At 61.0% G+C, this 24,961-nt stretch carries 21 protein-coding genes and 1 tRNA gene; 9 read left to right on the top strand and 13 right to left on the bottom strand.

Annotated features, from left to right (window positions below; genetic code table 11):
- The first annotated feature begins 85 nt into the window (after positions 1–85).
- The gene (gene icd / locus LNV09_RS08155; protein ID WP_263556590.1) at positions 86–1,339 is read left to right on the top strand and encodes an NADP-dependent isocitrate dehydrogenase; all 1,254 of its coding nucleotides are present in this window, start codon (positions 86–88) and stop codon (positions 1,337–1,339) included.
- Between the two features lie 110 nt (positions 1,340–1,449).
- Here icd and LNV09_RS08150 read toward each other — a convergent pair whose 3' ends face one another.
- Both LNV09_RS08150 and LNV09_RS08145 read right to left on the bottom strand, forming a co-directional pair.
- Entirely contained in the window at positions 1,450–3,696 is a 2,247-nt protein-coding gene (locus tag LNV09_RS08150; RefSeq protein WP_263556589.1) for an NADP-dependent isocitrate dehydrogenase, read from the bottom strand.
- A gap of 375 nt (positions 3,697–4,071) precedes the next feature.
- The gene (locus LNV09_RS08145) at positions 4,072–4,338 is read right to left on the bottom strand and encodes a cold-shock protein (RefSeq protein ID WP_263556782.1); all 267 of its coding nucleotides are present in this window, start codon (positions 4,336–4,338) and stop codon (positions 4,072–4,074) included.
- Positions 4,339–4,569: 231 nt separating this feature from the next.
- On the opposite strand from LNV09_RS08145, the gene clpS reads away from it, so the two are divergent.
- Positions 4,570–4,926 carry an ATP-dependent Clp protease adapter ClpS gene (gene clpS / locus LNV09_RS08140; protein WP_263556588.1) on the top strand — a complete coding sequence of 119 codons (357 nt, stop codon included), beginning with the start codon at positions 4,570–4,572 and terminating at the stop codon, positions 4,924–4,926.
- Positions 4,923–7,238, top strand: coding sequence for an ATP-dependent Clp protease ATP-binding subunit ClpA (gene clpA / locus LNV09_RS08135; RefSeq protein ID WP_263556587.1), 2,316 nt, complete (start codon positions 4,923–4,925; stop codon positions 7,236–7,238). Before clpS ends, clpA begins: the two co-directional genes overlap by 4 nt.
- Positions 7,239–7,288: 50 nt before the next feature.
- Here clpA and LNV09_RS08130 read toward each other — a convergent pair whose 3' ends face one another.
- From LNV09_RS08130 to LNV09_RS08110, 5 genes are all read right to left on the bottom strand, one after another.
- Entirely contained in the window at positions 7,289–8,074 is a 786-nt protein-coding gene (locus tag LNV09_RS08130) for a M90 family metallopeptidase (protein ID WP_263556586.1), read from the bottom strand.
- The gene (locus LNV09_RS08125) at positions 8,074–8,883 is read right to left on the bottom strand and encodes a UDP-2,3-diacylglucosamine diphosphatase (RefSeq protein WP_263556585.1); all 810 of its coding nucleotides are present in this window, start codon (positions 8,881–8,883) and stop codon (positions 8,074–8,076) included. The genes LNV09_RS08130 and LNV09_RS08125 overlap by 1 nt, the downstream gene beginning before the upstream one ends.
- A complete protein-coding gene (locus tag LNV09_RS08120) occupies positions 8,870–9,376 on the bottom strand; it encodes a peptidylprolyl isomerase (RefSeq protein WP_263556584.1) in 507 nt (168 codons plus the stop codon). Before LNV09_RS08120 ends, LNV09_RS08125 begins: the two co-directional genes overlap by 14 nt.
- Positions 9,373–9,960, bottom strand: a complete 588-nt coding sequence (locus LNV09_RS08115) for a peptidylprolyl isomerase (protein WP_411969236.1) — start codon at positions 9,958–9,960, stop codon at positions 9,373–9,375. Before LNV09_RS08115 ends, LNV09_RS08120 begins: the two co-directional genes overlap by 4 nt.
- Positions 9,961–10,081: 121 nt before the next feature.
- Entirely contained in the window at positions 10,082–10,621 is a 540-nt protein-coding gene (locus LNV09_RS08110; protein ID WP_263556583.1) for a tetratricopeptide repeat protein, read from the bottom strand.
- A 216-nt stretch (positions 10,622–10,837) separates the two neighbouring features.
- Between LNV09_RS08110 and cysS the strand changes: the two genes are divergently transcribed.
- The 6 genes from cysS to LNV09_RS08080 all read left to right on the top strand — a co-directional run bounded on the left by cysS (position 10,838) and on the right by LNV09_RS08080 (position 16,847).
- Positions 10,838–12,226: a cysteine--tRNA ligase gene (gene cysS / locus LNV09_RS08105; RefSeq protein ID WP_263556582.1), complete on the top strand. Its 1,389-nt coding sequence runs from the start codon at positions 10,838–10,840 to the stop codon at positions 12,224–12,226.
- Position 12,227: 1 nt separating this feature from the next.
- Complete coding sequence (locus LNV09_RS08100) at positions 12,228–12,878, top strand: DNA-3-methyladenine glycosylase family protein (protein ID WP_263556581.1); 651 nt, start codon at positions 12,228–12,230, stop codon at positions 12,876–12,878.
- 76 nt (positions 12,879–12,954) lie between these two features.
- Entirely contained in the window at positions 12,955–13,926 is a 972-nt protein-coding gene (locus LNV09_RS08095; protein ID WP_263556580.1) for an acetyl-CoA carboxylase carboxyltransferase subunit alpha, read from the top strand.
- On the top strand, positions 13,877–15,259 hold the full coding sequence (gene tilS, locus LNV09_RS08090; protein ID WP_263556579.1) for a tRNA lysidine(34) synthetase TilS: 1,383 nt from the start codon (positions 13,877–13,879) through the stop codon (positions 15,257–15,259). Before LNV09_RS08095 ends, tilS begins: the two co-directional genes overlap by 50 nt.
- 181 nt (positions 15,260–15,440) lie before the next feature.
- Entirely contained in the window at positions 15,441–16,709 is a 1,269-nt protein-coding gene (locus tag LNV09_RS08085) for an aspartate kinase (RefSeq protein ID WP_263556578.1), read from the top strand.
- Positions 16,710–16,754: 45 nt separating this feature from the next.
- Positions 16,755–16,847: transfer RNA gene (locus LNV09_RS08080), tRNA-Ser, on the top strand.
- 109 nt (positions 16,848–16,956) lie between these two features.
- Here LNV09_RS08080 and LNV09_RS08075 read toward each other — a convergent pair.
- From LNV09_RS08075 to LNV09_RS08050, 6 genes are all read right to left on the bottom strand, one after another.
- The gene (locus tag LNV09_RS08075; protein WP_411969242.1) at positions 16,957–17,844 is read right to left on the bottom strand and encodes a DMT family transporter; all 888 of its coding nucleotides are present in this window, start codon (positions 17,842–17,844) and stop codon (positions 16,957–16,959) included.
- 38 nt (positions 17,845–17,882) lie between these two features.
- The gene (locus LNV09_RS08070) at positions 17,883–19,403 is read right to left on the bottom strand and encodes an ATP-binding protein (protein ID WP_263556576.1); all 1,521 of its coding nucleotides are present in this window, start codon (positions 19,401–19,403) and stop codon (positions 17,883–17,885) included.
- Between the two features lie 115 nt (positions 19,404–19,518).
- A complete protein-coding gene (locus LNV09_RS08065; RefSeq protein WP_263556575.1) occupies positions 19,519–20,343 on the bottom strand; it encodes a DUF2189 domain-containing protein in 825 nt (274 codons plus the stop codon).
- Between the two features lie 76 nt (positions 20,344–20,419).
- Positions 20,420–20,917, bottom strand: a complete 498-nt coding sequence (gene lspA, locus LNV09_RS08060; RefSeq protein ID WP_263556574.1) for a signal peptidase II — start codon at positions 20,915–20,917, stop codon at positions 20,420–20,422.
- Positions 20,918–20,920: 3 nt separating this feature from the next.
- Positions 20,921–23,758, bottom strand: a complete 2,838-nt coding sequence (gene ileS, locus LNV09_RS08055) for an isoleucine--tRNA ligase (RefSeq protein ID WP_263556573.1) — start codon at positions 23,756–23,758, stop codon at positions 20,921–20,923.
- A gap of 139 nt (positions 23,759–23,897) precedes the next feature.
- The gene (locus LNV09_RS08050) at positions 23,898–24,920 is read right to left on the bottom strand and encodes a bifunctional riboflavin kinase/FAD synthetase (RefSeq protein WP_263556572.1); all 1,023 of its coding nucleotides are present in this window, start codon (positions 24,918–24,920) and stop codon (positions 23,898–23,900) included.
- Positions 24,921–24,961: the final 41 nt, after the last annotated feature.

The following is a 24,961-nucleotide window of genomic DNA, read 5'->3' as shown; positions in this document are numbered from 1 at the left end:
GGGAGTAACCGGCGTTTCAAGCGGGCATTGCTCGCATAGAATTAAAAGCGAATTTTCTCAATCACGCTCCGTGGAGACGACATACATGTACCAACACATCAAGGTGCCCGAGGGTGGGCAGAAGATCACCGTCAACGCTGACTTCTCGCTCAACGTGCCCGATCAGCCCATCATTCCTTTCATCGAAGGTGACGGCACTGGTCTGGACATCACCCCGGTGATGATCAAGGTGGTTGACGCAGCAGTGGCCAAGGCCTACGGCGGCAAAAAGCAAATCCACTGGATGGAGATCTATGCCGGCGAGAAGGCGACCAAGGTCTACGGCCCCGACGTTTGGCTGCCGGCCGAGACGCTGACGGTGCTGAAGGACTATGTCGTGTCCATCAAGGGCCCGCTGACCACGCCGGTCGGCGGCGGTATCCGTTCGCTCAACGTGGCACTTCGTCAAGAGCTGGATCTGTATGTGTGCCTGCGCCCAGTGCGTTACTTCCCCGGCGTGCCTTCGCCGGTGAAAGAGCCCCACAAGACCGATATGGTGATCTTCCGCGAGAACTCGGAAGACATCTATGCCGGCATCGAATTCGAAGCCGAGAGCGACAAGGCCAAGAAACTGATCAAGTTCTTGCAAGAGGAAATGGGTGTCAAGAAGATCCGTTTCCCCGAGACTTCAGGTATCGGCGTCAAGCCGGTCTCGCGTGAGGGTACCGAGCGCCTGGTGCGCAAGGCGATCCAGTACGCGATCGACAATGACAAGCCCAGCGTCACCATCGTGCACAAGGGCAACATCATGAAGTACACGGAAGGTGGCTTCCGTGATTGGGCCTACAACCTGGCGCAGAAGGAATTCGGCGCCGAGTTGATCGACGGCGGCCCATGGTGCAAGCTCAAGAACCCTAAGACCGGCAAGGACATCATCATCAAGGATTCGATCGCCGACGCCTTCTTGCAGCAGATCCTCTTGCGTCCAGCCGAGTACTCGGTGATTGCCACGCTGAACCTGAACGGCGACTATGTGTCCGACGCCTTGGCCGCTCAAGTGGGCGGTATCGGCATCGCCCCGGGTGCCAACCTGAGCGACTCGATCGCGATGTTTGAAGCCACGCATGGCACAGCACCCAAGTACGCCGGCAAGGACTATGTGAACCCGGGTTCAGAAATCCTCTCGGCCGAAATGATGTTGCGTCATATGGGCTGGCTGGAAGCGGCCGACCTGATCATTGAATCGATGGGTAAATCGATTCTGAGCAAGCGGGTCACTTATGACTTTGCGCGCCTGATGGACGGCGCGACGCAAGTCTCGTGCTCGGGTTTCGGCGCCGTCATGATTGAGCATATGTAAGACGAACGTCGGCTTCGGCTGACGGACAAAAGCCCCGTTCTCCTGTGGAGAGCGGGGCTTTTTTACGCGCAGTGCATGAGAAAACAGCCGCCAATTTGGCGGCATGGGCTTCAGCCCTGTAGCGCGGCCGAGGCTGCCAAAGCGGCGTTAAGCGTCGTGCTTGGGCGCATCACAGCTTGGGTCTTCACCGGGTCGGGCAGGTAGTAGCCGCCGATGTCGGCTGCTTGACCCTGAATGACCTGGAACTCGTCCACGATCTTCTGCTCATTGTCGGCCAGCGACTTGGCCAGCCCAGCGAAGTGCGCGGCCAATGCGCTGTCCTCGGTCTGGGTCGCCAGTTCCTGCGCCCAGAACATGGCCAGGTAGAACTGGCTGCCGCGATTGTCGAGTTGGCCGGTCTTGGGCGAAGGGTTCTTGTTGTTGTCGAGCAGCCGGCCTGTGGCCGCGTCCAGCGTCTTCGCCAGCAGCTTGGCGCGTGCGTTGTCGGTCTTGATGCCAAGATCCTCCAAGGACACCGCCAAAGCCAGGAACTCACCCAGCGAGTCCCAGCGCAGATGGTTTTCTTCGACCAACTGTTTGACGTGCTTAGGTGCCGAACCGCCAGCTCCGGTCTCGTACATGCCGCCACCAGCCATCAAGGGCACGATCGACAGCATCTTGGCCGAAGTACCGAGTTCCATGATGGGGAACAGGTCGGTCAGGTAGTCGCGCAAGATATTGCCTGTGACCGAGATGGTGTCCAGGCCGCGCACGACGCGCTCCAAGGTGTAACGCATGGCGCGCACCTGCGACATGATTTGGATGTCCAGACCCGTCGTGTCGTGATCCTTCAGGTAGAGCTTGACCTTTTTGATCAGCTCGTTTTCGTGCGGGCGGTACGGGTCCAGCCAGAACACGGTTGGCATGCCCGAGTTGCGCGCGCGTGTGACGGCCAGTTTGACCCAGTCGCGCACCGGCGCGTCCTTGACCTGGCACATGCGCCAGATGTCGCCGGCCTCGACGTTCTGGCTCAGCAGCACTTCGCCGGTGGCGAGGTCGGTGATGTTGGCCACGCCGTCCTCGGGCGCCTCGAAGGTCTTGTCATGTGAACCGTACTCCTCGGCCTGCTGCGCCATCAGGCCCACATTGGGTACGGTGCCCATGGTGGTGGGGTCGAAGTTGCCATGCCATTTGCAGAAGTTGATCATCTCCTGATAGATGCGAGCAAAGGTCGATTCGGGCATCACGGCTTTCACGTCCTTCGGACGGCCATCGGCGCCCCACATCTTGCCGCCCATGCGGATCATCGCCGGCATCGAGGCGTCGACGATGATGTCATTGGGCGAGTGGAAATTGGTGATGCCTTTGGCCGAATCGACCATCGCCAACTCGGGACGCTTTTCATGGCAAGCGTGCAGGTCACGCATGACTTCTTCGCGCTGCGAGCTGGGCAGCGTGGCGAGCTTGTCATACAGATTGACCATGCCGTTGTTGACGTTGACGCCGAGTTCCTCGAAGAGTTGGGCGTGTTTGGCGAAGGCTTCCTTGTAGAAGATCCGCACGCAGTGGCCGAAGACGATCGGGTGCGAAACCTTCATCATCGTGGCCTTGACGTGCAGCGAGAACATCACGCCGTGCTTGTAGGCGTCTTCAATCTCTTGCTCATAGAACTCGCACAGCGCCGTCTTGCTCATGAACATCGAGTCGATGATCTCGCCATCTTTCAAGGACACCTTGGGTTTCAAGATGATGGTCTGGCCGCTCTTGGTCACCAATTCCATCTTGACGTCACGCGCTTTGTCCAGCGTCATCGACTTTTCGCCATGGTAGAAATCACCGTGGTGCATGTGCGAGACGTGGGTGCGCGAAGCCTGCGCCCAATCGCTCATGGAGTGAGGGTGTTTGCGGGCGTATTCCTTGACGGCACGCGGCGCGCGGCGGTCAGAGTTGCCTTCGCGCAGGACCGGGTTGACGGCGCTGCCGGTGCAGCGTGAGTAGCGTGCGCGAATGGACTTTTCTTCCTCGGACTTCGGGTCTTCCGGATAGTCGGGGATGGCGAAACCCTTGGACTGCAATTCGCGGATGCAGGACTGCAGCTGACCCACCGATGCGCTGATATTGGGCAACTTGATGATGTTGGTGTCGGGCAGCAAAGTCAGGCGCCCCAGCTCGGCCAAGGTGTTCGGCACACGCTGGGCTTCGCTCAGGAATTCAGGGAACTCGGCGAGCACGCGCGAGGCCACCGAAATATCGCTCTCCTCGATTTGGATACCAGCGGGCGCCGTGAAGGTGCGGATGATGGGCAGGAAGGCGCAGGTCGCCAGCAAGGGGGCCTCATCGGTGAGGGTGTAGATGATGGTCGGCTGCTTGGTGGTCATTCACAAATCTCCGGAAAGGGCTGCTGAGTGTTGCATCGTTTGAGCTGATGGCTTTTGGCTTTGCGCGATTGGTTTGCGCAGACCCGTCACTGTGCCATCAGTTGCTGATACAGGTCTGACGGATGGGTCAAGCGGCCTGCATTCTACGGACAGGGCGTCATAGTTCCCAGGTATGTCTGCGGGCGCCGTGGCGGTGAGCTCGCACGGATGGCCCAAATGCGTGACCAGTTTGATGTGGACGAGGCCGCTGGTGCGACCCGTTTGCAAGGCCGCGTTACCTGCTGTGAGCGGCCGGATTCAAGCCGCTTTCGCAAAAAATCGGCGGGCGCTGAGGCGTCCTGAGCGCTCGCCTTTTTCGAGTACTCGTGCGCCGGTTCAGGCCATTTCACTCAACTCACTCAATGCCTTTGGGTGGGCTGAGCTCTGATTGGCAGGTGTATCCATTGGCGTGATGTTCTGCGCCAGCTGACCCTTGGGGCCTTGGATCAGTTCATAGCTGACCCGCCCGCCTTGCGGCAAAGTTCGAAAACCGTCCATTTGTATGGCCGAAAAATGGGCGAATACATCGTCGCCGCCGGCTTCAGGTTCGATGAACCCGAAACCCTTTGCATCGTTGAACCACTTGACTGTCCCAAAGGCCATAGCCAACTCCTTCCCCATAGTCACGGTGCTGTTTGCACCGCCGGGGATTTTGAAATTCAGCCAAGGCTGTGTCAATTCGGGACCTGCCCGAATGGGGCAGACCCTTGGTCTCTCTCAAGTTTGTGAAAAAAGCCTTGTGGACGCACCAATTCAAGGCTTGCAATTGGCCGCTATGGCGCAAGATGCAACTGAGTCCAAGCGTGGCTTGGACTCAGTCGATAGAATCAAGACATGCCAGATATTCCCAGTCAACCGCCGGTGCCGCCGACCCTCAATCCGGGTCGCGAGGGTACCGACGGCACCACCACCCTCGAGCGTGCGACCCAAAAAACCGAACCACCGCGGCTTTATCAAGTCCTGCTGCTGAACGATGACTTCACGCCGATGGAATTTGTCGTGATGGTTTTGCAGGAGTATTTCCGTCATGACCTGGATACCGCAACCCAGATCATGCTAAAAATCCACCACGATGGTCGTGGGGTGTGCGGCGTCTTCAGCAAGGACGTCGCAGCGACGAAAGTCGAATTGGTGCTGGCAGCCGCAAGGCGAGCCGGCCATCCTTTGCAGTGCATTATGGAGGCCGCATGATTGCGCAAGAGCTTGAAGTTAGCCTGCACATGGCGTTCGTCGAGGCGCGCCAGCAGCGCCACGAATTCATTACCGTCGAGCACTTGCTGATGGCATTGTTGGACAACCCTTCAGCAGCCGAAGTGCTGCGGGCTTGTTCGGCCAATCTTGATGATTTGCGCAAGAGTTTGGCGCAATTCATCAAGGAAAACACGCCCACCGTGGGCGGAGCAGATGAGGTGGATACGCAGCCCACGCTGGGTTTTCAGCGTGTGATTCAGCGCGCCATCATGCATGTGCAATCCACTGGCAGCGGTAAGAAGGAAGTCACCGGCGCCAATGTGCTGGTGGCGATCTTCGGCGAGAAAGACTCGCACGCCGTCTACTACTTGCATCAGCAGGGTGTGACCCGCTTGGACGTGGTGAACTTCATCGCCCATGGGATCAAGAAGTCTGATCCCCCTGACGCACCCAAGGGTGCCGACGCCGCGGCTAACCCCGAGGCAGAGCGTGAAGATGGCGAAGGGCAGGGCAAGGGCTCGCCTTTGGATCAGTTCACCCAGAACTTGAATCAACTCGCCAAAGACGGCAAGATCGATCCGCTGATTGGCCGTGAGCTGGAAGTCGAGCGCGTGGTGCAAGTGCTGTGCCGCCGGCGCAAGAACAATCCGCTGCTGGTCGGTGAGGCCGGTGTGGGCAAAACGGCCATCGCCGAGGGCTTGGCCTGGCGCATCACCGAAGGCCAGGTGCCCGACGTGCTGGCCGAGGCAGTGGTTTATTCACTCGATATGGGCTCGCTGTTGGCAGGCACCAAATACCGGGGTGACTTCGAGCAGCGGCTGAAGGCGGTCTTGAAGCAATTGAAAGATCAGCCCAACGCGATTCTGTTCATCGATGAAATCCACACCTTGATCGGTGCCGGTGCCGCCTCGGGCGGTACGCTGGATGCCAGCAACTTGCTCAAGCCGGCGCTGTCGAGCGGCGCCATGAAGTGCATCGGTGCGACCACTTTCACTGAGTACCGCGGCATCTTCGAGAAGGATGCGGCGCTGAGCCGGCGCTTCCAGAAGGTTGATGTGGCCGAGCCCTCGGTCGAGCAGACGATCGAGATTCTGAAGGGTTTGAAGTCGCGCTTCGAGGAGCATCACAGCGTCAAGTACGCTTTGGGTGCCTTGCAGGCTGCCGCCGAGTTGTCAGCCAAATACATCAATGACCGGCATTTGCCCGACAAGGCGATCGACGTCATCGACGAGGCCGGCGCCGCTCAGCGCATCTTGCCCAAGAACAAGCAGAAGAAGACCATCACCCGCAGCGAAGTCGAGGACATCGTCGCCAAGATTGCGCGCATCCCGCCGGCATCCGTGTCCAGCGACGACCGCAGCAAGCTGAAGTCTTTGGACCGTGACCTCAATAGCGTGGTGTTTGGTCAGGGGCCGGCGATCGACGCCTTGGCTGCGGCCATCAAGATGGCGCGTTCGGGTCTGGGCAAGCCGGACAAGCCGATCGGCAGCTTCTTGTTCAGCGGCCCGACCGGCGTGGGCAAGACCGAGGTGGCCAAGCAGTTGGCCTATATCCTGGGCATCGAGTTGGTCCGCTTCGACATGTCCGAATACATGGAGCGTCATGCGGTCAGCCGATTGATCGGGGCCCCTCCGGGCTACGTGGGTTTCGATCAGGGTGGGCTGCTGACCGAGGCGATCACCAAGAAGCCACATGCGGTGCTCTTGCTCGATGAAATCGAGAAGGCGCATCCGGATGTCTTCAATGTGCTGCTGCAGGTGATGGACCATGGCTCGCTGACCGACAACAACGGGCGCAAGGCGGACTTCCGCAATGTGATCATCATCATGACGACCAATGCGGGCGCCGAGACGATGAACAAGTCGACCATCGGCTTCACCAACTCGCGCGAGCAGGGCGATGAGATGGCCGATATCAAAAAGCTGTTCTCGCCCGAGTTCCGTAACCGCTTGGATGCCATCGTGTCCTTCCGTGCGCTGGATTCCGAGATCATCATGCGCGTGGTCGACAAGTTCCTGCTGCAACTGGAAAGTCAGTTGCAGGAGAAGAAGGTCGAGGTCACCTTCAGCGACAAATTGCGCAAGCATTTGGCGGTCAAGGGTTTCGATCCGCTGATGGGTGCACGTCCTATGCAGCGTTTGATTCAGGACACTATTCGCCGCGCTTTGGCGGATGAGTTGCTGTTCGGTCGCCTGGTGGATGGCGGGCGCTTGAGCGTGGATGTGGACGATGAGGGTCAGACCTTGCTGGACATCCAGCCGCTCAAGGTGCGTGACAACAAACCCAAGGCAGAGCCGGCCACGGCCAGCTGAGCCGCTGCGTTAGTGAGTTGTAAAAAGAGACCCTGCGGGGTTTCTTTTTTTTAGCCGGCCGGGTCTTGCTGGAAGAAGCCGGCGAGCAGCAGGTACAGCGCAGGTTGTTCGCCCAGCAGCGCCCGTGGTGCTACAAAGAAAGCCTCGACCGCGACGGCGAAGAACTCCTCCGGGCTCTCGGCGCCATAGGGGTCGATCAGCGTCGCAGCGCCCGCATCGACGCGCTCGCAAAACCATTGCCACTCCGCTTCGATCACCGCCAGCCAATGCGCGTGAGCGGCCTTGTCAGCCTGGCGTGGTACGCCGTCGGCCCAGCCGCCGTGCATATCGATGATGTGGGCGAATTCGTGGATGACGACATTGAAGATCGCAGCATCTGCTGATGCACTGCCCGGATCAGGCTCGAAGGCCGACCACACCAGCATCAGCGGGCCACCTTCCATCGCCTCGCCGGCCAGTTCTTCTTCGAATTCGTGGACCACGCCGTCCTCGTCCATGAACTCGCGCTGGGCCACCACCTCGTCGGCATGGATGACGATGCCGACAAAGCCCGCGTACCAGCTCAGCCCCAAGCGTAGCACCGGCAGGCAGGCTTGCGCCGCGACGGCCAGGGCGATGTCATCGCTGACTTCGAAGCCGGCCACCCCGTGAAACTCTTTTTCGGCCAAGAATAGGGAGCACAGTCGGCGCAGCTCGGCCAAATCGGCGGCGCTGCGCTGCGCCAAGAAGGGGTAGCGCAGCAAGGTCAACTGCCAGAGCGGCTCGGGGATGGGGTGGCGGCGTAGCGTGCGCGCCTCAAGTTTAGCGGCCCATGCATGCTGCAGGCGGCGCCACATCAGACCAGCGGGATGCGACGCAGGCCGGAAGCGCGCAGGCGCAGTACATCGCCGCGCGGTGCCTCGGACTCGAAGTCCCAGTCCGACAAGACATGGCGGATCAGCCCCGGCGCCAGCACATGCTCGGCCGGCCGGTGGGTGTGGCCGTGGATGAGCGCCTTGCAGTCGGTGGCCTTGAGCCAGGCTATGCAGGCCTCGGTGTCAAGATCGGCCCACAAGTCCTCTCGCTGCATCGCTTGCTGAGCTTTGCTGCCGTCGCGCATCTGCTGGGCCAGTGCACGGCGTACGTCCAGCGGCTGCGCAAGGAATTGAGCTTGCCATTGCGGTGTCCTGACCTGCGTCCTGAAGGCCTGGTAAGCGCTATCGGCCAGGCACAAGGCGTCACCGTGCGTGAGCAGCCAGCGCTGGCCAAAAGCGCACAGTACGGTGGGGTCGCTCAAGGCCTGCGCGCCGCAGTCTTTGAGCATGTCGGGCCCCAGCAAAAAGTCGCGGTTGCCGGCCATGAAGTAGAGCTTCAGGCGTGCGCCGGCGCTGCGCAGAATCTCAAGGCAAGAGGCCTCGAATTCATCAAAGCGGGCATCGTCACCGACCCAGACCTCGAAGATATCGCCCAGCAGCAGCACAGCGTCCGCGCTGGTCGCTTGGAGATGGGCCTGCAATGCCGCCAGCGTCGCCGGTGTTTGCGGCGAAAGGTGCAGATCGGAGAGGAATTCGATGCGGCGCCACGCGGGCGGCGCCGTCAGTTCGTCAAAAGCCAGCGAGGGGGCCGCTTTTGCCGGCCCCGCATCAAGCGTTTCAGGCGAGTTCAACCGCGCGCTCAATGATCACGTCTTCCACCGGTACGTCACCATGACCGCCCGAGTTGCCGGTGCGGACTTTTTCGATCGCGTCCACGACTTCTTTGCCGGCGATGACCTTGCCAAAAACCGCATAACCCCAACCGCCAGCGGTTTCTGATTTGAAGTTCAGAAAGTCGTTGTTGGTGGTGTTGATGAAGAACTGGCTGGAGGCCGAGTGCGGCGCGCTGGTACGTGCCATGGCCAGCGTGTAGTGCTCGTTCTTGAGGCCGTTATTGGCTTCGTTCTGGATCTCGCCGGTGGTTGGCTTTTGCTTCATGCCGACCGCGAAACCGCCGCCCTGGATCATGAAGCGCTTGATGACGCGGTGAAACACCGTGCCGTCATAGTGGCCGCTGCGCACATAGGCGAGGAAGTTTTCGGCCGAGATGGGCGCTTTGGCCAGATCAAGCTCGACGGTGATCAGGCCATGGTTGGTATGCAGTTCGACGGTCTTGGTGCTCATTTGTTGGACTCCACAATGGCTTTGTTGATGATGACGGGTTTTAGGGGAATGTTTTGGTGCTGGCCACTATTGCCAACCGGCACCGAGCGGATCTTGTCGACCACATCCATGCCTTCGATGACCTGGCCGAACACCGCATAACCGCCTTGGCCGCCGGGCGAATTGGCGGCGTCGAGGAAGGCGTTGTCGACGGTGTTGACAAAGAATTGCGAGGTGGCCGAATTGGGGTCGTTGGTGCGGGCCATGGCGAGGCTGCCGCGCAGATTCAACAGACCGTTATTGGCTTCAAGCGGGATCGGCGGCTTGGTCGGCCTTTGCTTCATGTCGACGCTGAAGCCGCCGCCCTGAATCATGAAGTTCTCAATCACCCGGTGAAAGATCAGCCCGTTGTAATGGCCTGACTTGACGTATTGCAGGAAGTTGGCGACCGTCTTGGGCGCCTTTTCGGCGTCCAGCAAGATGCGAATATCGCCCTCACTGGTGCTGAGCTTCACAGTCTGAGCCTGGGCTGCGACGGCCGCCAAGGCAATGCCGGCGGCCAGCAGAAGGCTGCGAATCAAAGGGGTGCGTCTTGGAGCGTGCATAGATTCTGTTGTTGGAACAAAAGTCTGGGTGACTGGATTGTCACTCACAAGAAAGAGCCGGGCCGTGCTGTGTCTACTTGACTCTCTCGACACGGGTGACGTGGCTTGATGGCCCGGGCGCTCACTGCGCGGACAGCTTCAGGGTTTGCAGCAGCGCTTGCGTTTGCGTCAGCTTGAGGCCAAGCGAGCTGGAGGGGGCGGTCTGGCTCGCTTGCGCGCGCTGATAAGCACGGTGTGCTTGGCGAAGCAAGATATCGCCCAGGTTCTCTTGCGCTTGAGCATGGCCGGGCTGCAAGGCCAGCGCTTGCTCCAAGGCCTGCTGGGCCAGATCCAGCTCGCCCATGCCGGCATGCAGGACGGCAAGATTGTTAAATGGGTCTGCGAGATCTGGGAAGTCCTGAGTCAAGGCGGTGAAGATGGCGAGGGCGGCGGCGGTCTCGCCCAGCTCCATACGCATCACCCCCAGGGCGAAGCGAAGCTTCAATTCATGCGGCGTTTTTAGCAGCGCGGCCTCCAGCGTGGCGACCGCTTGCGGGCGCTGGCCGGCCAGCCATTGGCGCTGGGCGGCCTCGACGTCACCGGCGCGCGCCGAACTCAAGGTGAGTAGCAATGCCAGCAGCAAAAACAAGGTGTTTGGCTTTATATATTTGCTAAATGGCATGAGGATTTGGGCTGGTTTTCCACCGCTTGCGCGCGCTAGATCAGGGTCAGTCCGGGCTTGAAAGCCCGGGTCAACCGCTATACTGATGGCCATTCTACGGCGACCCGCCTGAAGCCGGACCGCTCTTGGAACGGCCTATGACGGGGCGCTTTGTAGGCCCCCATGAACCGCAGGTCAGCCCGTCGGCACCTTGCCGACGTAGCCCCCGAGAGCTCCATGTCCCTTCGCATTTACAACACGCTGACCCGCGCGGTGCAGCCCTTTGAACCCCTTGAACCCGGCCACGCACGCATGTATGTGTGCGGCATCACGATTTACGATCTTTGCCATGTCGGTCATGCGCGGATGATGGTGGCGTTCGACCTGATCTACCGCTGGTTGCGTGCGAGTGATTATCGGGTGACTTATGTGCGCAACATCACCGACATCGATGACAAGATCATCCGCCGCGCGCTGGAACGCGCTATTCCGATCCGCCAGTTGACCGAGGAGATGGTCGCGGCCATGCATGCCGATCTGGATGCGCTGGGCGTCGAGCGGCCCACCCATGAGCCGCGCGCGACCGAGTTTGTGCCGCAGATGTTGTCGATGATTGGCGCGCTTGAGGGCAAGGGTCTGGCCTATCGCGCCAGCAATGGTGACGTCAATTATTCGGTTCGCAAGTTCGAGGGTTACGGCAAGCTGAGTGGGCGTTCGCTGGACGATCTGCGCTCGGGTGAGCGGGTGGCGGTTGACGAGGGTAAGCAAGATCCGCTCGACTTCGTGCTTTGGAAGGCTGCCAAGGCCGAGGAACCCGAGGACGCCAAGTTCGCCTCGGACTACGGACCCGGCCGGCCCGGTTGGCATATCGAATGCTCGGCGATGGCCTGCGCGCTCCTGGGCCAGCAGTTCGACCTGCATGGCGGCGGTGCTGATCTGCAATTCCCTCACCACGAGAACGAAATTGCCCAGAGCGAAGGCGCCAGCGGTCTGCCGCCTGCCACCATCTGGGCGCACAACGGTCTTTTGAATGTGGATCAGGTCAAGATGTCCAAATCCCTGGGCAACTTCTTCACGATCCGCGAAGTGCTGGCGCGCTATGACGCAGAGACTCTGCGTTACTTCATGCTGCGCACCCATTACCGAAGTCCCTTCAATTTCAGCGATGTGAACTTGGATGACGCTCGCGTCGCCTTGTGCCGGCTGTATACCGCGCTGGACGGTTTGGACGTGCCCCAGGGTGGCAGCGAGATCGACTGGACGCATCCTCAAGCGGCAGCCTTCCGCGCGGCTATGGATGATGACTTCAACACACCGGGCGCGATCGCCGCGCTTTTTGAGTTGGCGGCACAAGTCAATCGCAGCGCATCTCTCGCCGATGCCACATTGTTGAAGCAGTTGGGCGCCATCTTGGGGGTGTTGCAGCAGCGGCCGCGTGACTATCTGCAAAACGGTGGTGTTAGTACGGTCTTGGATGAGTCGGCCATTGAGCAGCAGATTGCAGCACGCGCCGCGGCTAAAGCGGCACGTGACTTTGCTGGCGCCGACAGGATTCGTGCCGAGTTGCTGGCCGCCGGGATTGTTTTGCAAGATTCGGCCAACGGTACGACCTGGATGAAGGCCTGAAGTGGGGCGCACAAGTGCGACCGGTGTAACGCCGGACTATTGGGACGAGGCCTGCCGGCATCTGGTCAAGCGTGATCGGGTGATGAAGAAGTTGATTCCTGCTTTCGGCGAAGCCCGTCTGCAGAGCCGCAGCGATGCCTTTACGACCCTGGCCCGCTCCATCATCGGGCAGCAAATTTCCGTCAAGACGGCGCAGGCTGCGTGGGAGAAATTCTCCGGCTTGATCGGTGGTTCGGCCAACCGTGTGCAGCCTGCAGCGGTGCTCGCTTTGCCCGATGGTGCTCTGCGAGCAGCCGGCCTGTCGGCGCGCAAGGTGGACTATCTTTGTGATCTGGCGCAGAACTTTGAGGCCGGCAAGGTCCATGTGCGTCAATGGGCGCAGATGGAAGACGAGGCCATCATTGACGAGTTGGTCGCCATTCGCGGCATTGGCCGCTGGACGGCCGAGATGTTCCTGATCTTCCACCTGATGCGGCCCAATGTGATGCCGCTGGATGACCCCAGGCTATTGAAGGGCATCAGCGAAAATTACTTCTCCGGCGAGCCGGTTTCCAGGGCCGAAGCACGCGAAGTAGGTGACGCTTGGTCACCTTACCGCTCGGTAGCCACATGGTACATTTGGCGCAGCCTCGATCCGCTCCCGGTGGAGTAACGATCTTCCGTTCTCGGGCAGCCCTTAAAATGGGCGGCCCGGCATAGGACCTTCCTCACTGAAAAAGATTCGCAGGATGAGCAAGAAACATTTTCTAGACTTCGAGCAGCCCATCGCTGAACTCGAGACCAAAATCGAAGAGCTGCGCTACGTGCAAAGCGAGTCAGCGGTCGATATCTCCGAGGAGATCGACCGACTCAGCAAAAAGAGCATGCAGCTCACCAAGGATGTCTACGCCAGTGTGGCGCCTTGGCAGGTCTACCAAATCGCCCGCCACCCGCAGCGCCCGCAGACCCTCGACTACTGCAAGGAAGTCTTCACCGAATTCCAGGAACTTCACGGTGACCGTCACTTTGCCGATGATGCGGCGATTGTGGGCGGCTTGGCGCGCTTCAATGGCCAGGCCTGCATGGTGGTTGGCCATCAGCGCGGAGCAGACTCCAAGGAGCGTGCGCTGCGCAATTTCGGCATGCCGCGCCCCGAAGGCTATCGCAAGGCCCTGCGGCTGATGAAGCTGGCCGAGAAGTTCGGCCTGCCGGTGTTCACGATGATTGACACCATGGGTGCTTATCCCGGCATTGGTGCCGAAGAGCGCAGCCAGTCGGAAGCGATTGGCCGCAATATCTTCGAGATGGCCCAGTTGGAAGTGCCCATCATCGCGACCGTGATCGGTGAGGGCGGCTCCGGTGGCGCGCTCGCTATTGGCGTGGCCGATCAGGTGTTGATGTTGCAGTTCTCGGCCTATTCGGTGATTTCTCCGGAAGGCTGTGCGTCGATTTTGTGGAAATCGGCTGACCGTGCGGCGGAGGCCGCCAGCGCCTTGGGCATCACCGCCCATCGGCTCAAGGCCATGGGCTTGATCGACAAGATCGTCAATGAGCCGGTCGGTGGCGCGCATCGCGACAACAAGCAGATGGCCTCGAATTTGAAGCGCGCTTTGAGTGATGCGCTGCGTCAAGTCAGCGACCTCAAGCCCAAGGAATTGCTGGATCGCCGCTATGAGCGCCTGCAGTCCTATGGCCGATTCGGCGATACCAAGAATCGCTGATCGCAGCGAGCCGTCGCTGATCGCCGTCGCCTATAGCGGCGGCCGAGATTCCACCGCCTTGCTGCATGCCTGTGTCCAACAAGCTGCAGCCTTGAATGCGGCCGGCGCCCAACTTCAGGTGCTGGCTCTGCATGTGCATCATGGGCTTAGCGCCTTTGCCGATGATTGGCTGGAGGCTTGCGAGGGGCAATGCGAAAGCTGGTCGGCAGCGGGTCAGCCGGTACGGTTTTTGTCGACCCGACTTGAAGGCAAACCGGCCCCGGCACAAAGTACCGAAGCCTGGGCGCGCGAGTTGCGTTACGCCGCTTTAACCGCTATGGCCAAACAGGCGGGCGCCGATTTGATCTTGCTTGCGCACCATCAACGCGATCAGGCCGAGACGCTGTTGCTGCAAGCACTTCGTGGTGCCGGTGTGGCAGGTATGGCCGCTATGCCGGCGCAGCAATGGCGCGATGGCATCTGTTGGGCCCGGCCTTGGCTGAATCAGCCTCGTGAGGCTATTGAGTCTTATGTGCTGGCGCATAGCCTGACCCACATTGAGGACGACAGCAATAGCGACCCCCGCTTTGCCCGCAATCGGCTGCGCCTGACGGTCTGGCCGGCCTTGCTGCAAGCCTTCCCGCAGGCGCAAGCAAGCCTGGCGCAGGCGGGGACTTGGGCGCAGCAAGCCTTGGCCTTGCAGCAGGAAATCGCAAGTGCAGACTTGGCCGGCTTGGCCAGCTTGGCAAGTCAAACGGGTTTGGCCGTCGACGGCTTGCTGGCCTTGTCACCAGCCCGTGCCAGTAACGCCTTACGTGCCTGGTTGGCAGCGCAATTGGGGCGGCCTGCTTCGGCCAGTTTGGTACAGCGCTTGCTGCTTGAGTTGCCGGTGAGCAGTACCGGGACTTGGTACTGTGGCGGTGGTGAGCTGCGGCTTTACAGGGGGGAGCTGCAATGGTTTTTGAAAGCCGATGCCGGCTTGAGCAATGAACCAGTATTGCCGCCGCAGGAGATCGACTTATCCAGCGTCGGTGTACATCCCGTGCCGGCATGGGGTGGTGCGTGGCTGGTCGAGCCGGTGGGGTCTGGCGGTGTCGAATTGGCCAAATTGACGCAGTTGACGTTGCGAACCCGTGGCGGCGGCGAGCAGTTCCAGTTCAAGGCCAAAGGCGTGCTGCGCAGCCTGAAGAAGGTCTATCAAGAGCAGGCTGTGCCGGCTTGGTGCCGGCGGGGCCCCTTGCTGTTTCTGGGTGAGGACTTGCTTTTTGTTCCTGGCCTCGGTTTGAATGCGCGCTACAGGGCAGCGGACGGCCTGCCTCAAGTCAGCTTGGCTTGGTGGGTCGATCCGGGATGAGTAGAGCCGGGATGATTTGTTGCTAAAGCCCGGTGCTTGCAAGCGATGTAACCCGATTGAATGTCATATTGCTGCAATGCAACAGTAGAATTGGCGCCGGCGACCGCGGCGCTTTTCGATTCTTTCTTACTTATTTCGACCCGACAGGGCCTTTCGACCCCTCCGCGAAAAATACAAAGCTATGGCATTGATTGTTCACAAATATGGCGGCACCTCGATGGGTTCGGCCGAACGCATCCGCAATGTCGCCAAGCGCGTTGCCAAATGGGCGCGCGCCGGCCACCAGATGGTGGTTGTGCCTTCGGCGATGAGCGGCGAGACCAATCGCTTGCTCGGGCTTGCCAAGGAGTTGTCCCCCGCCGTCGGCAGCCCCGAGTTGAACCGCGAGCTTGACATGATTGCCGCCACCGGCGAGCAGGTGTCGGTTGGCTTGTTGGCGATTGCCTTGCAGGCCGAAGGCGTCGAAGCGGTCAGTTATACCGGCTGGCAAGTGCCGGTCGCGACCGACTCCAGCTTCACCAAGGCGCGCATCGAGAGCATTGACGACACCCGCGTGCGCGCCGACCTGGCGGCAGGCAAGGTGGTGGTCATTGCCGGCTTCCAAGGCGTGGACGAAGACCAGAACATCACGACCCTGGGTCGCGGTGGTTCAGACACTTCGGCGGTCGCGATTGCGGCGGCCTTGAAGGCGGCCGAATGCCTGATCTACACCGATGTGGACGGCGTCTACACGACCGACCCGCGCATCGTGCCGGAGGCCAGGCGCTTGCACACCATCAGTTTCGAAGAAATGCTGGAGATGGCCTCCCTGGGCTCCAAGATCCTGCAGATCCGATCGGTTGAATTTGCCGGCAAGTACCGGGTGCCGCTGCGTGTGTTGTCCAGCTTCACACCCTGGGATATTTCCATCGAAGAAGAAGCCAAGTCTGGCACTTTGATCAGTTTTGAAGAGGACGAGAAAATGGAACAAGCCGTCGTATCCGGCATTGCCTTCAACCGCGATGAGGCCAAGGTGACCTTGCTGGGCGTGCCCGACAAGCCAGGCATCGCTTTCCAGATTCTGGGCCCGGTGGCAGACGCGAATATCGACATCGACGTCATCATCCAAAACGTCTCGCATGACGGCAAGACCGACTTCAGCTTCACCGTTCACCGCAACGATTACGCGCGCACGATGGAGTTGCTGGAGAAGACGGTTGGACCGGCCACACAGGCGGCCAAGGTGGTCGGCGATGCGCGCATCTGCAAGGTTTCTATCGTCGGCATCGGCATGCGCTCGCATGTGGGCGTGGCATCCAAAATGTTCCGCGCCTTGAGCGAAGAGGGCATCAATATCCAGATGATTTCCACCAGCGAAATCAAGACCAGCGTCGTCATCGACGAGAAGTACATGGAGTTGGCCGTGCGTGCCCTGCACCGCGCGTTTGAATTGGAACAAATTCCTACATAAGTCTTCTCAGTCTTGAATTCTTAGTATAGAATTCAAGGCTGTGCTGGAGTCGTGACCGAGTGGCCGAAGGTGCTCCCCTGCTAAGGGAGTATGTGGGCAAAACCTGCATCGAGAGTTCGAATCTCTCCGACTCCGCCAAGATGAAATTGAGTAAGGCCCGCTAGTTTCTAGCGGGCCTTTTCTCATTTCAGCCCGCGAAAAACTTCGGGAATTTCATGGGCTATGGGCTATAGGCTTTGCACCTAATTCAACCTTGTTGGCCCTTCGCCGACACCCAGATTCCACTCACGATCAGGGCAAAGGCGAGGCCGTGGTACCAATGCGGCCATTCGCCCAGAAGTGCGGCCGACAGCAGCCCGGCGAATACCGGCGTTAGGTTGTTGAAAAAAGCCGCCACGGCCGGCCCGGCTTGGGCGACGCCCTGAGCCCAGCAGCGGTAGGCAATCAGGGACGGGCCTATCGCCACAAAGGCCAGCGCCAAGCCAAGGCTTGGCCCCCAGTGAATTGGCGCCGGCCCGGCAAATTGCTCCAGCCCGGCCATGCTGCCCGCAAACAAAAGGCCAAAGAGGATTTGCGCCAGCAAGAGCTCGGCCCAGTTCCAGTCGGGTTTGGCTGCCTCACGCATGGTTGCCGTCGGGCGCGCCAGCAACCAGCTGTAAATGGCCCAACTGAAAACCGCCAACAGCATCAGCAAGTCGCCACTGACGAACTGCACTGCGGCCAAGTTGCCGATTTGGCCGCGCGCAATCACACAGGCCACGCCGGCGAGCGACAAGACTGCGCCGATCAATTGTGGCCGCTTCGGCCTAACGCCAAACATCACCGCACCCACAGCCAGCATCCAGACCGGCATGCTGGCGGCAATCAGGGTGACGTTGAGCGGGGTTGAGGTGCGCAGCGCCTGGTATTGCAGGGCGTTGTAGCAGCCCATGCCCAGAAAGCCGGTCAGCGCCAGGTAACGCCAATGCTGCAGCAGCGGCGCTGGCCTGGCAAGTAGCCGCCAGGCCAGCGGCAGCAAGAGCAAGGCGGCCAAGGTCCAACGCATCGCATTCAAGGCCAATGGCGGGACGCTGCCCACCATCAAGCGGCCGACGACTGCATTGCCAGCCCACATCAAGGGCGGCAGTGTCAGCATCAATGCCAGACGAGGGCTGAGATGCAAAGCTTGCGTCCTCAGGACCCCGCCGCAACGGTCGGCTTGGGCTCCATCTTCAAGGCCACTTCAAAGCTGAAGCAGGAGCCGGTGCCGGGCTGACTTTCGACCAAGATGCGCCCACCCATCAAGTTGACCAAGCGCTGGACGATGGTCAGCCCCAGACCGGTGCCGCCATAGCGACGCGTGATGCTGCCGTCGGCTTGGGTAAAGGGCTCGAAGATCTGCGTAATCTGGTCTTTGGTCATGCCGATACCGGTGTCGTGAACGCTGAAGCGCAGGCGCAGGCCGGTGTCGTCGATCGCAAGGTCTTGACCAGCTTGAGGCTCGCTGAGATCTGGTTCCACCATTTTCACTTCCAGCCGCACTTCGCCTTTCTCAGTGAACTTGAGCGCATTGCCGACCAGATTGACCAGCACCTGGCGCAGCCTGAGCGCGTCGCCCAGCGCACGTTGGGGAACGCCAGGTTGGACGCGGGCGTGCAGCTGTATGCCTTTTTCATGCGCTTGCAGCAGCAAGGGGTGCAGGGCTTCGCGCAGGCAGTCATGCAGCGAGAAGGGCGCCTGATCGATCTGCACTCGGCCGGCTTCGATCTTGGCGACGTCGAGCAAATCGTTGATGATGACCATCAGACCTTTGGCCGAGTTGTGCGCCAATTCGATGAATTTGCGTTGCTTGTCGGTCAGCTCGGTCAGCAGCACCAACTCGGTCAGACCCAGTACGCCATTCATCGGCGTGCGGATCTCATGGCTCATATTGGCCAAAAAGCTACTCTTGGCCTGACTGGCCGCTTCAGCGGCTTCGCGCGCCGTTTCCAACGCTGCCTGACTGGCCTTCAAGTCGGCGATATCGCGGGCATTCAAAAGCAGGACGGGCTCTCCGGTGGCCGGGTCGCGCATCAGACTGGCATTGATGCCATGCCAGCATTGACCGGCACTGGTGAGTAGCTCGAAGTCCGCCTTGACGTTCTGGCCGGCACGCACTTGTGCGATCACGTGAGCCGCGTCATCCGCGTGGGCAAAGACGGCGGCCAACTCGGTTTGTTGGGCCGGCTTGGAGGGCTTGCCCTGCGCAAAAGCCAATGCGGCGGCCGGATTACGCATCAAGCAGCTTCCGTCCTTGAGACTGAAAACTGCGATGCGAACGGAGGTGTGTTGCAACGCTTCGATGCCGCGCAGCGCGCTCAGGTCCGCGCCACTGGCCAGGGAGTCGGCGGCGAACAGCATCACCTGGCGACGATCTGGCGTCAGAATGCCGCGCGAAACCAGCATGACGGTCGTTGGCAGGCCCTTGGGGTAGAGCGTCCATTGCTCACGCACGATCTTGCCTTGCGCGTGGTCGGCCGCAGTGACGGCCAGGCGCTCCCGCACGGCCATGCTGGTGTCCGAAAAATCACTGGAGAGAAACTTTTCGGCCGTACCGGCCTGCCAAAACCGCAGAGCGGCCGCGTTGGCCCAAAGATTGCGCTGGCGCTCGGCGTCGAAGACCCACATGGGTACGTCAAGCCAGTCGTAATGCGTCAAACAAGAAAAGTCGAGCATGAGAATTCAGTTGGGACCGTACAAGAGAGGGAGCTAACCCTGCATTGTGTCTTGACCCGCTTGACGTGGCCCGGAGTGGCCAAGTTTTATTGCTCGACCAAGCCCAAGAAATTGCTCAATCGACCACGGCCGCACGGTAAGCATGCCAACTGGCGTGTCCCAGCACCGGCCCGGCGATCAAGAGTCCGGCAAACCAAGGCAGGAGTGCCAGCACCACGATGCTGGTGATCAAAAATCCCCACAGCAGCATCACGCCCGGCTGTGCCAGCACCAAGCGCAAGCTGGTCAGGCCGGCCGTCACCGCGTCGGCTTGACGGGCCAAGAGCATGGGCATTGCAATCACACTGATCGAAAAAATCAAGCCCGCGAACAGGCCGCCTACGGCCATGTAGGCGACGATGAAGCCGAGGTTCTCAGGGTCAAGCAGCTTGGTGATCGAGCCGGCAAAGTCGGGCATGCCGTCAAAGCTAACCGCAAAAACAATCAGCGCGGCGCGCCCCCAGATCATCTCCAGTATCAAGAGTACGCCACCAAAGATGGCGATTTGCGACAGGCGGCGCCGCCAAGCGGTCAGCGAGTCGAGCAAGGTCGGTTTCTCGCCTCTCTCCAGCCGCGCACTCACTTGGTAGAGGCCCAGGCACATAAAGGGCCCCATCAGCAAGAACCCGGCCGACAAGGCCAGGGTGTAAATCGGCGCATGCCGAAACACGCCCAGAATTGCCCAGCCCATCAGCATGAAGCACAGGCCGTAAAACAGGCCGATAGCGGGCGCCCGGCGGAAATCGCGCAAGCCCGCTGCCAGCCAGCACAAGGGGTCGCGCAGACTCAGGCTACGCAGCGCAATATTGAAAGAGTTGTCGAGCGGCGGTGGCTCGGTGGCCAGTTTTTCCGAAGCGGACGGGGGCAGGTACGCTGGCTCGTTTTCTGGCGTGTTGGGCATCATGCGCGCAGCGTAGTGCACAGCCGACCCGGCGCGCCACCGGGCTTTCCAGCAGACTGGCGAACTAATTCAAGATTCAGCCGCGCCGCACGCGCCGGATTTCGTCCCAGATCAGCAGCACCGCGCCGACCGTGATCGCGCTGTCGGCGATATTGAAGGACGGGAAGTACCAGCCGCCCGCGTGCACCTGGATGAAGTCGACCACATAGCCGTGCAGCAGGCGGTCGATCACATTGCCGATGGCGCCGCCCAGAATCAGGCTCAGCGCTGTTGCGAACAGCGTCTGCTGGCCATGGCGGCGCAGCATGACGGTGATGAAGATCGTTGCAAGCGCGCCCAGGCCAACAAAGAACCAACGCTGCCAGCCGCCCGCGCCGGCCAGAAAGCTGAAGGCCGCCCCGGTGTTGTGAACGCGCACGACATTGAAAAAACTGGTGACGAAGCGGCTATCCCCTAACTGAAAGTTCCCCAGGATCAAGACCTTGGTGAACTGGTCCAGCAGGATCACGATCAGGGCCAGGCCTAGCCACTGACCGAGCTTGTTGCCGCCGCTGCTTTTCCCTTTGGTCGCCATGGCTCAGGCCACCAAGCGGGTTTCACCGCGGCCGTGCAGATTGCTGTCGCAGCGCCCGCAAATCGTCGGATGTGCCGGGTTGGCGCCCACGTCCGCGCGGTAGTGCCAGCAGCGCTCGCACTTGACTTGCGTCGACGGCGTGACCGAGACGGTCAGTTCAGCCGCTTCGACCAAGGTGGCGGCCGAAGTGATCAACACAAACTTCAAGTCATCTGCCAGTGTTTGCAGCAGCGCCAGGTCGGCGGCCGGCGCACCCAGCACCACGTCGGCTTGCAAGGATGAGCCGACATCGCCGGCCTTGCGCACCTCTTCGATGCTGCGGTTGACGGCCTCGCGGATCTCGCGGATGCGACTCCACTTGGCCAGCAGTTCGGCATCGACAGCCTCGAACTTCCAGTAAGTCTCGATGAAGATGCTCTTGCCTTCGTGGCCGCCTTCAAAAATGCCCCAAGCCTCCTCGGCCGTGAAGCTCAAGAACGGCGCCATCCAGCGCAGCATCGCGTGGCTCAAATGCCAGAGCACGGTCTGGGCCGAGCGGCGCGCCAAGCTGCCGGGCGCGGTCGTGTAGAGCCTGTCCTTCAGTACATCAAGGTAGAAGCCGCCGAGGTCTTCCGAGCAATAGACCTGCAGCTTGGCCACGACCGGGTGGAATTCATAGCGCTGGAAATGCGCCAGGATCTCGCCCTGCAACTCGGCCGCGCGGGCCATCGCGTAACGATCTACTTCCAGCAGCTGATCCAGCGGCACGGCGTCCTTGGCCGCATCGAAGTCGCTGGTATTGGCGAGCAAGAAGCGCAGGGTGTTGCGGATGCGGCGGTAGGCGTCGACGACGCGGGCGAGGATTTTTTCATCCAACCCTAAGTCACCCGAATAGTCGGTGGAGGCGCACCACAGGCGGATGATCTCCGCGCCCATCTTGTCGCTGACGGTCTGCGGCGCCACCACATTGCCGACCGACTTGCTCATCTTGCGACCCTGGCCATCCACCACAAAGCCGTGGGTCAGCAATCCCTTGTAGGGCGCACGGCCGTAGAGCGCGCAGGCGATCAGCAGCGAGGAATGGAACCAGCCGCGATGTTGGTCATGGCCTTCCAAGTAGAGGTCAGCCTCGGGGCCCTTGTCGTGCGCGGCACCCAGATGGCTGCCCTTTAAGACATGCTGGAAGGTCGAGCCGGAGTCGAACCAGACGTCCAGGATGTCGCTGCCCTTGCTGTACTCGGCGGCTTCGGCACCCAGCCACTCGGCCGGGTCCAGCTTGGCCCAGGCCTCGACGCCACCGGCCTCGACGATGACGGCCGCACGCTCGATGAACTCCAGCGTGTTCGGGTGCGCCAGGCCGCTGTCTTTGTGCAAAAAGATCGGCAGCGGCACGCCCCAGCTGCGCTGGCGCGAGATGCACCAATCGGGCCGCCCGGCGATCATGTCGCGCAGGCGGGCGCGGCCATTTTCCGGGTAGAAACTGGTCGCCTCAATGGCTTCCAGCGCGGTCTGGCGCAGCGATTTTTCGGGTGTCTCGCTTGCAAACAAACCCACACCTTCGTCCATGCGTACAAACCACTGCGCCGCCGCGCGGTAGATCACTGGCGTCTTGTGGCGCCAGCAATGCGGGTAGCTGTGGGTGATCTTGGTGTGCGAGAGCAGGCGGCCGGCGTCTTCCAAGGCTTGGGCGATGACCGGGTTGGCTTTCCAGATATGCATGCCGCCGAACAGCGGCAGTTCGGCCTCGTAAGCGCCGTTGCCTTGTACCGGGTTGATGATGTCCTTGAAGGCCATGCCATGGGCGACGCAGGACTGGAAGTCATCCAGGCCATAGGCGGGCGCCGAGTGGACGACGCCGGTGCCGTCATCGGCGGTGGCGTAGTCGGCCAAGTAGACGGGGCTCAGGCGATCGTAGCCGGCGTCCACATGGGCCAAAGGATGCTTGAAGTTCAGACCGGCCAGATTCTTGCCGATGGTTGTGGCCAGCACGGTGCCTTCGAGCTGCCAGCGGCTCAGACACTTCTCGACCAGCGCCTCGGCGATCATGAAGATGCCGCGCGGCGTGTCGACCAGCGCGTAGCTCAGATCCGGGTTCAGATTCAGCGCCTGATTGGCAGGGATGGTCCAGGGCGTCGTCGTCCAAATGACGGTGAAGGCTTCTTTGTCCAGTTGGGCCAGGCCGAAAGCAGCGGCCAGCTTTGCCGGCTCCGCACTCAAGAAGGCCACGTCCACCGCCGGGCTTTGCTTGTCCTGGTATTCGATCTCGAATTCGGCCAGCGAGGAGCCGCAGTCAAAACACCAGTACACGGGCTTCAAGCCACGGTAGACAAAACCGCGCTCGAACAGGCGCTTGAGCACGCGGATCTCGCCGGCTTCGTTCTTGAAATCCATGGTGCGATAGGGCTTGGCCCAATCGCCCAACACGCCCAGGCGCTTGAAGTCCTGGCGCTGCGCGTCGATTTGCTCGCCCGCATAGGCGCGGCTCTTGGCCTGCACCTCATCGCGTGGCAGGCCGCGGCCGAAGGTCTTTTCGATCTGGTTTTCGATCGGCAGGCCGTGGCAGTCCCAGCCGGGGATGTAGGCGGCGTCAAAGCCCTCCAGCTGGCGCGCTTTGACGATCATGTCCTTCAAGATCTTGTTGGCGGCGTGGCCGATGTGGATCTGGCCGTTGGCATAGGGCGGGCCATCATGCAGGACGAATTTGGGCGCCCCGGCGCGCGCTTCGCGCAGACGCTGGTAGGTGCCTTGCTCTTCCCAGGCCTTGACCCAGCCCGGCTCGCGCTTGGGCAAGTCGCCCCGCATCGGGAAAGGCGTGTCCGGCAGATTCAGCGTGGCGCGGTAGTCTTTTTTGTCGGTGGTCATGATGGCGGAACTCAAACGTTTGGGCTGCCTGCACGCTTGATGCATGAAGCCGCAGCTAGGGAGGAAGGGCGCTTGTTCGGGCGGCGTCCGGTGCGAATCTAAAGCGAGCGGCGCGATTCAAAAGGCCGCAGCAGCAGCGTCAAATTCGGTCGCGGGTGGTTTGGCGCAGGCTTGCCGCATGGGTGGCCAAAAAAGCGCGGGCGTGCGCCACATCCTGCCGGATGGCGGCCGTCAAGGCGGGCAAGCCGTCGTAGCGGGCTTCGTCGCGAAGTTTATGCAGTAGTTCCACACGCACGAGTTTACCGTAGGCCCCGTCTACGCCGATTTGCGCGGGCCAGTCCAGGCAATGCACCTCCAGCAAGACGCGGCCTGCGTCCTCTACCGTGGGCCGGCGCCCCAGTGAGGCGACGCCGTCCAAATTCTGCTTGGCCAAGCCATGCACGCGCACGGCAAATATGCCATTGGCGGCCGGCTTGTCATGGGCAAAGCGCAGGTTCAAGGTGCGAAAGCCATCGGCCGCCCCTTCGGCCGACTCGCCCAGGCTGCGGCCGAGCTTTTTGCCGTGGACCACGTGACCGGAGATCGAGTAAGGCCGACCCAGCAGCCGGGCTGCCGCCGCCATATCACCGGTGCCCAGCGCTTGACGCACGGCCGAGCTGCTGACGCGCAGGCCGTGGACTTCATAACTCATCATCCGAGCGACATCAAAGCCCTGGACGCGGCCGGCCGCGTCCAGCGTCGCGTAGTCGCCCTGGCGCTTGGCGCCGAAGCGAAAGTCGTCGCCGACCAAGATGTATTTGGCGCCCAGACCTCGCAGCAACACTTGCTGAATAAAGTCCTGCGCACTCAAGCTGGCCAGGCGCTCATCAAAACGCAGCACCACCACCTGCTCGATGCCGCAGCGCTCTAACTCGCTGAGCTTGTCGCGCAGCGAGGCGATGCGCGCCGGGGCCAGTTCGGGCTGACCCAGTTTGGCGGCGAAGAAATCCCGCGGATGCGGCTCAAAGCTCATCACGCAAGACGGCAAGCCGCGGTGCTGCGCCTCAGACTTGAGCAGGGCCAGCATGGCCTGGTGGCCGCGGTGGACGCCGTCGAAATTGCCTATGGTCAGCGCGCAAGCGGGCGCGATGCCGGGGTGGTTGAAGCCGCGAAAAACATGCATGGCCGAGATTATGCGTCGGGTGCGGCGGGCATCATGCGAAG

It is taken from the genome of Paucibacter sp. B2R-40 (assembly GCF_025717555.1).
Classification (GTDB): domain Bacteria; phylum Pseudomonadota; class Gammaproteobacteria; order Burkholderiales; family Burkholderiaceae_C; genus Paucibacter_A.
Note: the sequence above shows the minus strand (reverse complement) of the source record. Positions and strands in the feature narration are given on the sequence as shown.